The sequence below is a fragment of the Saltatorellus ferox genome, assembly GCA_007751475.1.
Lineage (GTDB): Bacteria > Planctomycetota > UBA1135 > UBA1135.
This window is the reverse complement of the sequence record CP036434.1, coordinates 7132897-7145297: the sequence shown is the minus strand read 5'-3', so window position 1 is coordinate 7145297 and position 12401 is coordinate 7132897. Positions and strand designations below refer to the sequence as shown.

Genomic DNA, 12401 nt, shown 5'->3' with positions numbered 1-12401 from the left:
CGCTATCGCAGCAGCTCCTTCTTGGCGAGCTTCACGAAGCGCGCGAGCGCGGCTTCGGCTTCTCTTCCCCTCGGGTCGTCGTGGTCGCGCGCGACTTGCACTGCCTTGCGCTCCGTCTGGATGGCGCCCTGCACGTCGCCGGCCGCGAACTGCACGTGGGCCAGCGTGTCGAGGATGAACCAGCTCGTCCCCTGACTCGCTTCCACGGCCTCTTCGATGATCGGGAGGAGGGCAGGCGCGAGCGCTTCGCCGGACTCCGTAGAGATCAGGTCCCAGACGAATTGGTTGGCCTTCTGCGGGTGTCCAGTGAAGTCCTTCGCGAGAACCGGCACGAGCGCGCTGGCTGCCTCCACGTTGCCTTCGGCGAGGAGCGCTTCGAAGTGGCCCATCGTGGTGCCGCTCGAGGGCGCCCCAGAGGCGGGCGCAAGAGCCAGCTGATGGCCGCCGCCGGTCGATCGGGCCTCCGCGCCGGACGCTGCTCGGAATTCGATCGCCTCGCTCGCCCCTTGCGGGCTCCACTCCGGACGGGTGCGACCTGCGCCCCCTCGGCCCATCTCTGCATGGACGAGGTCCGACACCAGCGGCCCGACGTTCGGCAGTCCGGCGATCTTCGACGACCAGCGCCACTCCGTGTCGGAGTGACGGGTGGTCGCCACGATGGAGGCCTCGTTCAGCAGGTCGAGGTAGGGTCCGACCTCGCGGAGTTCTCGCTCGGGCATGACCTGGCGTGCGATCTTCGCAACGCGCCCCATGCTGATGCCAGCGACCGAGGTGCGGTCGTGGAGAGCGGTGCCAGCGAGCCCGGCGAAGAGCGCGTCGGTCTTGATATTCCGTCCTTCAGCGGCCTGTACCGCGGCCTCGATCGCGGCGAGGGAGGGGGAGATCACGAGGCGATCGTCGTGGCGGTAGAGGAAGACGTCGATACCCTCGATCTGGAAGCGCTCGACCTCTCGGCTGCCGATGCGGTTCGTGCGCGCCTGCATCTGGCCATTCTCGCCGCTCGCGCCCTGGGCCAGGCCGAGGGCGAGGCGCCAGATGGCCTGGGAACGCTCCGGATCGTTCACGGACATGGCGATCGCCGCGTCCGGGACCGGCATTCCGCCCGGGCCCTCCGACATGGACGGGAGAACGAACAGCGCGACGTCGACGAGGTTGCCGAAGACCTCGCGGCCGAGGTCCATGATCGTGACCACGGGCCGCCCCTCTGAATCCGTCACGCCGGTGCCGCCGGGGTTCTTCTCGTTGAGCGATGTGGCCATGAATCCGGCCACGCCGCTCGGGATCATCTCGAACGTGCTTTCGGACACATGGGGCATTCGAAGGAGGTTGAACGCGAGGTTCCTGTGACCCTCCTCCAGCGTGAGGCCGAGGTCGAGGGAGAGGTTGCCATCACGGACGCCGACGCCGCCCGAAAGGGTCCGAAGGCTATCGGGATCGAGGAGCTGGATGGCGAGGGCCGCTTCACGGCTCTGGCCGCCAAGCACCCCGAGCGCGGTTTCGATCAGCGGCATCACGGGCTCGGCGTTTGCGCAGAAGAAGAAAAGATCGTCTCCGTGACCGGCGAGCGCGGCTCGGGCGGAATCGCTGGCGGCGAGGCTATCGGAGCGGTCGCCGTCGACGCGCCGCAGAACGTCCTCGATGAGCTGACGCTCGGTGCCGGCGACGATCAGGCGGCGGCCCATGGTGACGTGCACCATGCCCTCCACGAGAAAGGTCGGGTGGCCTGCGATCGGCTCGACGGACTGGCCGCCGGCGGGCAGCGCGGTCTCGATCAGGCCCCGGACCGCTCCCATGTCACCGGGGTGCAGAACGACGACGCCACCGGGCATGCCGGCGCTCGGATCGATCCGCGTGAGGGCGATCGCGGCTCCCTTGAGTCCGAGGATCCCTTCCAGGAGATGCGGGCTCACGGCGATGTCGCCCGCGCGGTCGGTGCCCTGGAGCAGGCCCAGCTGATTCAGGAGGCTCTGGAGCTGATCGCCTGGCTCGTTGAGTTCGAAGTACACGATCGAGTCGCCGGGGACGAGCTGGGCAAGGTCGCCCGTGGCGAGTTCCTCGGCGCAAGCGCGCAGGTGGCTCTCGATCTCCTCGCGCTGTTCCGGCGTGAGGGATCCGCTCCGAACGGCGGAGCGGTACAGCTCCATCGCCGCGTCGAGGTCGCCTTTCTCATGCTCCAGGTAGTAGGCGCGGTAGAAGTCTTGATCGGCGGTCTGCCCGGAGCGCCGCGGGGACGCGGGCTCCTGCGGCTGCGTGGCGGCCAGGAGCGGGGTGGCGCCGAAAGCGAGGAGGGAAAGGCCGACGGTCGGGAATGAGATGGGTACGGCGAAGCGCAGGCGTTGGAGACGGACCATGGATCGAATCGTGGGGGACCGGAGGGGAAGGCGAAGAGACCTTCTTCCTGCGGCACGGGCCGATCGCTATTCCCGGGTCTCGCGGAATTCCTTCCGCGCGGCCCCACCTGGGCCCGTTCGGTTACCCTGGAGCGGTATGTCGAGGCAAACGCGCAACCTGTACCAGTGGAAGACCCGCGCCGAAGACGGGACGAAGCGCGAGGTCGAGGCCCAGCTCTTCGGCGGGAAGTGGGAGTTTCAATCCCGACCGAGTTCCCGCCGAGCGAGCGAAGATGCGGAGTGGACCGTGCACGCCAAACCGTCGCTGGAGGATCTCCAGGAGCTGGAGTCGATGATCTTCAACAAGTACCAGCGCAAGCACGTCTCTTTCGATCAGCTGGAGGGTGTCCGAAAGCTGATCGCCGATTGGACGCCCGGCGTCGGGTGAGCGCGTGTCCGCCCGGTCCCCGCGCTACTCGTCGAGCAGCGGGCGCTTCCAGAGGGTGAGCGAGACCGCGGTTCCGAGATCGCTCTGCCCGTAGAGACCGGCGAAGTCCCATCGGTCCTCGCCAAGTTCGTTCGCGCGTTCCAGCGACGGTTCGGGCTCGATCAGGTACTCCCAGCGCTGGCCTTCCATCTTGATCGTCGCGATGTCTTTCGTGGCTGCGCCCTGCTGGCCCCCTTTCTGCGGAGCGAACGCGTGGAAAGCGCCGCCCGTGACGATGGCAAGCGAAAGGAGGACGTGATTTGAGTTCTTCATGGGGGTCTCTTGGGGACTTCGTGGACTTGGGTCGGGTACGGACTGGAGCATGGAGCTCCGCGCTCATCCAGCGCTCAACCCGACCTAAAGTCTCCCTTAGTGATGCTGCGACGAATCGTGCGCGTCCTCCCATCCCTGGTATCTTTAGCCGCATATGAACCCAGGTTTTCTCGGCCTCCTGTTCCTCGCGGGCGGCGATCCGATCGACTTCGATCGCGATGTGCTTCCGATCCTCTCGGATCACTGCTTCCACTGTCACGGTCCTGACGCGGGGACGAGACAGGCGGACCTTCGGCTCGATGTTCACGACGACGTCCTGTTCGTGGCGGAGCCGGGCGAGGCTGCATCGAGCGAGGTCATGGACCGCGTGCTCCAGGAGAACCCGAAGCGAGTCATGCCGCCGCCGGAGTTTCAGAAGCCGCTGTCGACGGAGCAGATCGATGTGTTGCGGCGCTGGATCGACGAAGGGGTGGTATGGGAGTCGCATTGGGCCTACGCGCCCGTGAAGTCGAGCTTTCAGCCCTGGGGCGACGCGCCGGTGGCTCGCATGGGCCCGCTCTCGGCGTGGGAGCAAGATCCGCTCGATGAGTTCGTCCTCGCCCATCTTCTGACCGAGGGGCTGTCGCCTTCTCCCGAGGCCGATCCTGGCACGTGGTTCCGCAGGGTGAATCTCGACCTGACAGGGCTTCCGCCGACGGTCGACGCCCTCGAGAGCTTTCTCTCAGACTTCGGGGACTCGGACGGCCGTGACGGACGTCAGGCCGTGCGCGAGGCAGCTGTGGATGCGCTTCTCGAGAGTGAGGCGCACGCCGAGCACCGCACGCGTGAGTGGCTCGACCTCGCGCGGTACGCGGATACGAACGGCTACCAGAACGACTTCCGGCGCGACCAGTGGCCGTGGCGCGACTGGGTGCTGCGCTCGTTCGCAGAGAATATGCCGTACGACAGGTTCGTCGCCGAGCAGGTCGCCGGCGACCTGCTGCCGGACGCGGACGAACAGTCGATCCTGGCGACGGGCTTCCAGCGGAACCACCGCACCGTCACGGAAGCCGGTTCGATCGACGAGGAGTGGCGCGTGGAGAACGTGGCCGACCGTGCGGAGACGACCGCGACGGCGTTCCTCGGACTGACGCTGGCCTGCGCGCGCTGTCACGATCACAAGTATGACGCGCTCACTCAGAAGGACTACTACCGCTTCTACGGCTTCTTCAACTCGATCGACGAGAAGGGCGTCTACACGGAGACGCGCGGGAACGTTCCGCCCATCGTTCGCCTGTACTCCGCAGAGGTACGCGCGCGCCTCGATGAGCTCGAAGCCAGAGAGCGCGAGGCCGACCGGAGACTGGTGGCCATCGAGGCCAGCGCGGCTTCGCGCTTCGAGGCCTGGCGCGCGTCGACAGCGCGCGAGGAGCGACCGCAGCTGCCGGAGGTGGTTCTTCTGCGCGGCCGGATGGAAGCGCTCGGGCATGGGGCTGGGCCGAAGGGAAGCCTCGATCTCGGCACGAGCGTCGCCTTCCACGGGGACGAGCCGTTCAGCGTATCGCTCTGGCTGAAGCCTGAGTCCCACGGCGCGGTCTACAGTCGGATGAACGACGACGACAGCTACCGCGGCACGGACCTCGTTCTGCTCGATTCGATGAAGCCTGCCGTTCACCTGATTCACTCCTGGTCTTCCAACGCGATCAAGGTGATCGGGAAGCAGGCGCTCGAGCGCGGCCGCTGGCAGCACGTCGCCGTGACCTACGACGGCTCTGGCAAGGCGAGTGGCGTCGAGCTGTGGCTCGACGGCGTCCTCCAGGAAGTCACGGTCGAGAGAGACGCCCTGGACGGTGCGATCGAATCGGAGGCACCCCTGCTTCTCGGGACGCGCAGGTACGCGGGGGAACTCGCGGGCGAGATGGCGGACTTTCGCGTGGATGGCGTGGACCTCGATCCTGCTCAGGTCCTGGAGCATGCGAGGCATCGCGCTCGCGGAGAGGGAGGACTCCCGTTCTTTATGGCTGCGTTCGACTTCGAATCGCGCGCGGCCAGGGTCGCTCGCGCGGAAGCGGCAGCGGAGCGCGCGCGCGTCGAGCGCGAGGACATCCCGACGGCGATGGTGCTGCGCGATCTGGACGAGCCCCGCGCGACCTACCTGCTCGACCGCGGCCGCTATGACAAGCCGGTCGGCGAACCGCTGGAACCCGACGTACCGGAAGTGTTCGGTGGGCTGGGCGCGGACGCGCCGCATGATCGCCTGGGGCTCGCCCGCTGGCTCACGAGCGCCGACAATCCGCTGACGCCGCGCGTGGCCGTGAACCGGGTCTGGGCGAGCTTCTTCGGGGAGGGACTCGTGGCGACGAGGGACGACTTCGGCGTGCGCGGCGATCGACCGGAGTCTCCAGGGCTACTCGACTATCTGAGCCATGAGTTCGTGAAGAGCGGCTGGGACCTGAGGGCGCTGGAGAGGCGTATCGCGCTGTCTTCCACCTACGGGCAGTCGTCGGCGGCGAGCGCGGACGCCCTGGAGCGAGACCCACGCAACCGTCTTCTCGCGCGCGGACCGCGGCATCGCCTGGACGCGGAGACGATCCGCGATCAAGCCCTCCTGGTGGCGGGGCTTTTGGTTCAGGAGGTCGGCGGACCGTCTGTAAAGCCCTATCAGCCGGACGGACTCTGGAAGGAACTCGCCGGCGGCGCGGGCCAGGGAGCCTACGTTCCCTCGGTCGGCAACGGCCTCTTCCGTCGAAGCCTCTACACGTACCGCAAGCGCACGGTGCCGCATCCGACGCTGACGACGTTCGACGCGCCGGGCTTTGAGCTGTGCAGCGTGCAGCGAGCGCGCACGAACACGCCGCTCCAGGCGCTCGCGACGCTGAACGGTACGACCTACATCGAAGCGGCGCGTCATCTCGGGCAGAGAATGATGGACGCGGCGACGGGTCCGAGCCGTGGTCTCCAGGTCGGCGGTCGTGCGGTGCTGGCGCGCGACTTCAGTGCCGAGGAGCTGGCGCTTCTGGAGAGCGCGCTGGCGCGGCACACGCTCGACTTCAGCGACGACGCAGAGGCCGTTCAGGCGCTTCTCGGCGAGGGCGCGACCGCGCCACCCGCGGAGCAGCGCACGGCCGAGTGGGCGGCCTACACGATGATCGCGTCGACACTTCTCAATCTGGACGAGGCCTTGACCAAGCGATGAGCACGAACCGTAGAACCTTTTTGCGTCGCGGCGCGGTCGGCCTGGGCGCGATCGCGCTCGCTTCTCTCGAGCGGGCGAGCGGCGTGCAGGGCGTCGCTGGAGCAGGGCTTCCAGGGCGGACACATCACGCGGCGAAGGCCAAGCGCGTGATCTATCTCTTTCAGTCGGGCGCGCCCTCGCAGTTCGAAACGCTGGATCCTAAGCCGGGGCTCGTGCATCGATTCGGAGAGGAACTCCCGGATTCGATTCGCCAGGGCCAGCGCCTCACGACGATGACGTCGGGGCAAACAGGCTTTCCGATCGCGCCGTCGAAGTTCGGTGCCGCGCCCGCGCCGTCGACCGGTGCGTTGATGGGAGATCTGATGCCGCACACGCGGGCCATCGCCGATCGGCTGTGCATCGTGCGTTCGATGGTGACGGAGGCGATCAACCACGACCCAGCGATCACCTTCGCCCAGACGGGCTCCCAGCTCGCGGGGCGCCCCAGCATGGGCGCGTGGCTGTCCTACGGTCTCGGTTCGATGAACCGTGATCTGCCCACGTTCGTGGTCATGGTGTCCTCGAGTGCGGCGAAGCAGCCGCTGTACGAGCGACTTTGGGGGAGCGGGTTCCTGCCGACCGTGCACCAGGGAGTGAAGCTGCGTAGCGGCGCGGACCCGGTGCTGTACCTCGGCGATGCGCCCGGAATCTCCCGCGGTCGCCGTCGTGGGATGCTGGACGATCTCTCGAAGCTCAACGGCCTGCGCCGGGACGCAGACCCGGAGACAGCGACGCGGATCGAGCAGTACGAGCTGGCCTACCGGATGCAGGCGGCGGTCCCCGACCTCACCGATACCTCTTCGGAGTCGGCCGCGACGCTGGAGCGCTACGGGCCGGACGTGAACATTCCTGGGAGCTTCGCGCGCAACTGTCTGCTCGCGCGACGCATGGTCGAACGCGACGTGCGCTTCGTGCAGCTCTACCACATGGGCTGGGACCACCACGGCAACCTGCCGAACGAGATCCAGACGTGCGCGAAGGATACGGACCAGGCGTCGGCTGCCCTGATTCGCGATCTGGAAGAGCGCGGCTTGCTCGAGGACACGATCGTGATCTGGGGCGGGGAGTTCGGTCGGACGGTCTACAGTCAGGGCGAGCTGACGAAGGAGAACTACGGCCGGGACCACCATCCACGGTGCTTCTCGATCTGGGTGGCGGGCGGCGGCTTCCGGCCGGGCACCGTGTGGGGCGAAACCGATGATTTCAGCTACAACGTGGTCCGGGATCCGGTTCACACCCACGATCTGCACGCGACGCTGCTTCACCAGCTGGGCTTCGATCATGAGCGGCTGACCTACCGAAGCCAGGGCCGGGACTTCCGCCTGACCGACGTGCACGGCGAGGTGGTGAAGGGACTGCTGGCCTGACGCGGCTTCAGCGCGGGGACGGGTTGGATTCCATGGGATCGAGTCTGCTCTTCCCGTAACCCCGCTGGCATGGCGGGTAGTCGTGTCGATGATGAAACGCTGCTTACTGGCTGGTGCCTTCATGGTGACGCTGGGGTTCGGCCAGGATCCGGCGATGGCGCAGACCCAGGAGGCGAGTCCGGCGCTTCGGCGGCAGGTCCGGCACGCCATCGATCGGGCCGTCGTGGCGCTCGTCGAGGAGCGCATCACGGACATGGCGACGCGGGGCAGGGGGATGAAGGCTCGGCGTCCGAGCGATGGACTTTGTCTCTACGCGGCGCTCCTGGGAGGCGCCAGCAGGTATGACAAGCGCGTGCGTGCCGCGTCGGATGCGCTGGCCCGACAGACGATTCGGCGAACCTACGAGGCCGCTTGTGCGATCATGGCGCTGGAGCGCAGCGACTCGGAGGCGTATCGGTCGAGCCTCGAGAAGCTGGCTGCATTCCTCGTAAAATCGCAGGCCAAAGGTGCATGGGGCTACCCGGGATCGGAGGACCTCTCCAACACCCAGTACGCGGCGCTGGGGCTCTGGACAGCGCACAAGAGCGGCGTGCCCGTGGATCGAAAGGTCTGGACGACGCTCGCGGCTGCGCTGCCGGAGTTCCAGGCACCGGATGGGGGATTTGGATACTCGCGGGGCGGCAGCGTCGGCAGCGTTTCCATGACTGCCGCTGGCATTGCGTGCGCTGATATCTGCCTGCGGATGCTGACGGAAGCGAGCGGGTCAGAGGACGTGTGGAAGGAAGGCGAGTGGCACGACCTGAGAGTGGTGGAGGCGCGCGCGCTCGAGTGGATGGCGGAGACCTTCGACGAGGGCCGCGGCACCCGTCTCGGCCCGGAAGTGGGGATCTCGCTCTACGCTCTCTACGGGACGGAACGCGCGGCGGAGCTGACCGGGACGCAGTGGCTCGGGAGCCACGACTGGTACCGGGAGGGAGCCCTGAGCCTGATCGGAACGCAATCCGTGGAGGGCATCTGGGGCGGTTCGGATCCGGATGGTATCGAGACCTCTTTCGCGCTTCTCTTTCTGTCCCGCGCGACCCGAGAGGTAAGCGCTCCCCTTTCGGGTTCGCCTTCAAGGGCCGTGCTACCTCACTGGTCGCTGGACGAGGGGCTTCACGCAGAGCCGGGGAGCCACGCGTTCGAAGCTGCGCTCAAGAAGCTGCACAGGCGCGATCTCGGCCGCAATCTACTCCCCTCCATGGCACCTCGCTTCAAGCCCTCGACCGGAGTCTCGGGGCACGGCCCCACCCTACTCGCCGACACGCGGAGGACGACCTGGTGGACACCCCGTGACGGAGGCCTGGAGATCTCGTTCGAGAATCCGAGGAGCGTCGACACGATCCTCCTCTCGAGTCCTGTCGAGAACCTCGAACGACAGCGCGGGGAGATGGGGCGGGAGGCAACGAGGCGCCTCGTCCTCCGGGTGAATGGAAGGCCCTACCCCGTGCTCCTGCCTCTGAACGGCCTCCGGAAGGCGCGCCTTGAGCTGGCCCAACCGATCAAGCTGGAAACGCTGGAGCTGATTCCATGGGCCGAGGAAAGCAAATCGACCGATGCCTCCCCCAGATCCGATGCTCTCCTCCGCATCGGTGAGATCGAAGCACAACTGCGCTGAGTCCGCTACCGGAACAAACGGACCAGGTGCAACCGTTCCGGAACAAACGGACCAGGTGCAACCATTCCGGAATGGTTGCACCTGGTCCGTTTGTTCCGGAACGGTTGCACCTGGTCCGTTTGTTCCGGTAGCGGAAATTTGAACGTTGGGTTCATGCTTCGATCAGAAGGCGGATCGTCGCGTGGAAGTTCGTCTCGTTGATTCCCAGGATCGTATTGAGCTCTTCGAAGAACCTCGCGCCGTCTTGGCCGGTGCTGGCGAGGCGCAGCGCCGCTTCGAAGCCATGTTTGGCCAGGATTTCTTCGCACAGGAAAGCGCTCAGCACGAAGTGGGAGAAGTGGCGCTGGACCGAGGACTTTCGTCCCTTCTTGAACTCCGCCAGAAAGTCGGTCTCCGGGTCGTCGAAGAGCTTCTTTCGGAACTGGCCCTTGAGCTCGTCGACCGACTCGCCCGACAGGCCGTAGCCTCCGTAGCACGTCGATATTCCCACGACGAAGGGGCCGTACAGCTCGTCCGGGTCCGCGACGTGGTGCTTCAGGAACTCGCCCACGTACTCGAACGCGTAGTGGGGGTTGCCCGTGCCCGTCGCGAAGACCCTGCCGCCATCATCGGAGAAGCCGAGGTCGCGGAAGAGAAAGTTGCACCTGTGGGCGTCGTACACGAAACCGTAGCACTTGAGGAGTTCATCGAGACTCTGGAAGACGTAGTAGTCCAGCTCCTCGTTCTCCGCTCCCGCCAGACGGCAGAGCTCTTCCTTGAAGTCTGCAAACTCACGCGCGGCTGGGTCATCGAGAGCGTTTCGATGGTGGAAGGTGACCGTGCCGAAGTTCGTAGCACGGAAGTCCGCTGTCCGTTCCGTGAAGGGGCTATCGAATCGGAAGCCTTCGTCCTTCGGCGTGGCCCTCAACTCGACGATCTTGGAGAGGAACGGTGCTTCCTCGCGGACGGCCGTGAACGCGACCGTGACGAAGTAGGTGGAGCCGTCGGTCGTGTAGGACTTCAGCACGGTGGGAGGCTCCGAGCCCTCGTGTGAGCCGAGGCCGCTCAGGCCCTGGAAGAAGAACTCGGTGCGCAGCAGGCTGGCCGGGTCGACGCAGCGCTCCGTAAAGGCACGGTCCCTGGCCTCGGTGAGAAAAGCGTCGAGCGAGCGACCCAGCGCTTCGGCAACGGCCGCGTCCTCGGAGAGACTCGCCCCGGGGTTCATCCGCGCCACCACGTGGTCGGGGGCGGAGACCGCATCGCCCTGGATGGGAACGGGTGCGAGAAGAAGAAAGCCAGCCAGGACGATCATGGGAAGAGCGGAAAGAACCAGGTAAGGGGGGCGTGCGGGCCGCGTTCGGTGTGCGTCGCCAGGCTCTGCACTACGTCGCGGGGTTGGTGCATGTTGGCGAGGACGCCTAGACTTGGGGGATGCAACACTCTTCACAGCATCCGTCACAGCATCCATCACAGGGCCCGAACGAGCCCCGGCGTCACGATCGACGGACCTTCCTCGGAGGCGCGGCCAGCGTCGCCATGGCGGGCGCGCTCGCTTCCGATTCACTCGCGGCTGGAAATTCGGCCAGCGTATCCGTCGTCAAGGATCGGCCCGCGTGCTCCGCCATTCGGCGGGGCCGTATCCCGAGTACCGGCGAGCTGCTGCCGCGGATCGGGCTGGGCACCTCCCGTACCTTCGACGTGGACCCCGCCGCCGAGAATCCGGATGAGCTGGAGGTCGTCAAGCGGTTCCTCGACTGGGGCGGCAGCCTCATTGACTCGTCGCCCATGTACAAGCGCGCCGAGGCCGTGGTCGGAGCACTCAGCGGGAGGCTCCAGCGAGACGACTTCTTCTACGCCACCAAGGTCTGGACCGACGAGGGCAAGGAGGCGGGCATCGCGCAGATGACTCGCAGCGAAGAGCTGATGGGAGCCAAGCACTTCGACCTCATGCAGGTCCACAACCTCGTGGGACTCGACGTGCACATGGAGACGCTGAAGGAGTGGAAGGCCAGCGGCCGCGTGCGCTACGTCGGCGTCACCGAGATGCAGGACTTCGCCAAGGTGGAGGAACTTGTGGCGAGCGACGCACTCGACTTCATCCAGATTCCCTACTCGGTCACGGATCGCAGGGTGGAGGAGCGCGTGCTCCCCGCGTGCATCGAGCACGGCGTCGGCGTGCTCGTGATGCGTCCCTTCCAGGCGGGCAAGCTCTTTGCAGCCACGAAGGAACTCGAGCTTCCCGGCTGGGCGGCCGACTTCGGCGCCAGCTCCTGGGGCCAGCTCTTCCTCAAGTTCATCCTTGGCCACGACGCGATGACCGTGCCGATCCCGGCGACCAGCAAGCCGCACCACCTCGACGACAACATGGGGGCGGGCGTCGGTCCGGCGCTCGATGGCGCCGCGCGTGGGAAGCTGATCGCGATCCTCGAGGGCTGATCTCGACCGCCCTATCTCCGTTCTGATTCCCACAGGACTCTCGTCCTACCCACCATGAAGAAACTCCTCCCCCTGCTGCTGCTCGCTTCCTGTTCCGCCACCGGCCCGGCGAACGGTACTGCGGCCGGCGATCGGGCTGATCAAGCGACCGCTGCTTCCAGCTTCGCTGCGATGCCACCGACCGCAGACCTGCACCCCTACCTGCAGCGCCTCCTCGGCGACTGGCGCATCCGCAGCGAAGTCGGCGGCGGTTCGGACGGCGCAACGATGGTCATGGAGTCCACGGAATCGGTGGAGGCGATGGGGCCGTGGATCGTTTCACGCATTCGGGCTGGAGGCGAGCCCGGAGACTTCGAGGCCCGGCTCGCCCTCGCGTACGACGCCGAGACCGATGACATCGTCGGCTTCTGGGTGGACTCTTCCTCCAGCCACATGTGGAACTACCGCTGCTGGCTCGACGAAGGCGGTTCGACCCTCACCGCCGAGGCGGAAGGTCCGGCCTTCGACGATCCTTCGCGGGTCACGCGCTTCCAGGACATCACCGAGTTTGACGGGAGTGGGCGCCGGCTCTTGCGCTCGCGAATGCTCGGAGCCGACGGCGAGTGGGTCGAATTTTCGTCGGGCGTGGCCGAGCGCGTGCGCTGAATGTAGCCGCGGC

At 66.5% G+C, this 12401-nt stretch carries 9 protein-coding genes; 6 read left to right on the top strand and 3 right to left on the bottom strand.

All coding sequences use genetic code 11. The features are described 5' to 3' along the window. Positions 1-2 precede the first annotated feature (2 nt). Entirely contained in the window at positions 3-2351 is a 2349-nt protein-coding gene (locus Poly30_RS25870) for a hypothetical protein (protein ID WP_145204617.1), read from the bottom strand. Positions 2352-2487: 136 nt separating this feature from the next. On the opposite strand from Poly30_RS25870, the gene Poly30_RS25865 reads away from it, so the two are divergent. Beyond that, complete coding sequence (locus Poly30_RS25865; RefSeq protein WP_145204614.1) at positions 2488-2778, top strand: hypothetical protein; 291 nt, start codon at positions 2488-2490, stop codon at positions 2776-2778. Positions 2779-2802: 24 nt separating this feature from the next. Here the strand turns inward: Poly30_RS25865 and Poly30_RS25860 are convergent, their stop codons facing one another. After that, positions 2803-3090, bottom strand: a complete 288-nt coding sequence (locus Poly30_RS25860) for a hypothetical protein (protein ID WP_145204611.1) — start codon at positions 3088-3090, stop codon at positions 2803-2805. A 154-nt stretch (positions 3091-3244) separates the two neighbouring features. On the opposite strand from Poly30_RS25860, the gene Poly30_RS25855 reads away from it, so the two are divergent. The 3 genes from Poly30_RS25855 (at position 3245) to Poly30_RS25845 (ending at position 9328) form a co-directional block, all read left to right on the top strand. Then, complete coding sequence (locus Poly30_RS25855; protein WP_145204608.1) at positions 3245-6265, top strand: DUF1553 domain-containing protein; 3021 nt, start codon at positions 3245-3247, stop codon at positions 6263-6265. Further along, positions 6262-7671: a DUF1501 domain-containing protein gene (locus Poly30_RS25850; protein ID WP_145204605.1), complete on the top strand. Its 1410-nt coding sequence runs from the start codon at positions 6262-6264 to the stop codon at positions 7669-7671. Before Poly30_RS25855 ends, Poly30_RS25850 begins: the two co-directional genes overlap by 4 nt. Before the next feature lie 154 nt (positions 7672-7825). Beyond that, on the top strand, positions 7826-9328 hold the full coding sequence (locus tag Poly30_RS25845) for a prenyltransferase/squalene oxidase repeat-containing protein (RefSeq protein WP_145204602.1): 1503 nt from the start codon (positions 7826-7828) through the stop codon (positions 9326-9328). A gap of 151 nt (positions 9329-9479) precedes the next feature. Here Poly30_RS25845 and Poly30_RS25840 read toward each other — a convergent pair whose 3' ends face one another. After that, the gene (locus Poly30_RS25840; protein WP_145204599.1) at positions 9480-10619 is read right to left on the bottom strand and encodes a hypothetical protein; all 1140 of its coding nucleotides are present in this window, start codon (positions 10617-10619) and stop codon (positions 9480-9482) included. A gap of 119 nt (positions 10620-10738) precedes the next feature. On the opposite strand from Poly30_RS25840, the gene Poly30_RS25835 reads away from it, so the two are divergent. Together Poly30_RS25835 and Poly30_RS25830 are read left to right on the top strand one after the other, a co-directional pair. Beyond that, positions 10739-11743: an aldo/keto reductase gene (locus Poly30_RS25835; protein WP_419190682.1), complete on the top strand. Its 1005-nt coding sequence runs from the start codon at positions 10739-10741 to the stop codon at positions 11741-11743. Positions 11744-11797: 54 nt separating this feature from the next. Next, entirely contained in the window at positions 11798-12388 is a 591-nt protein-coding gene (locus Poly30_RS25830) for a DUF1579 family protein (protein WP_145204596.1), read from the top strand. Positions 12389-12401 lie beyond the last annotated feature (13 nt).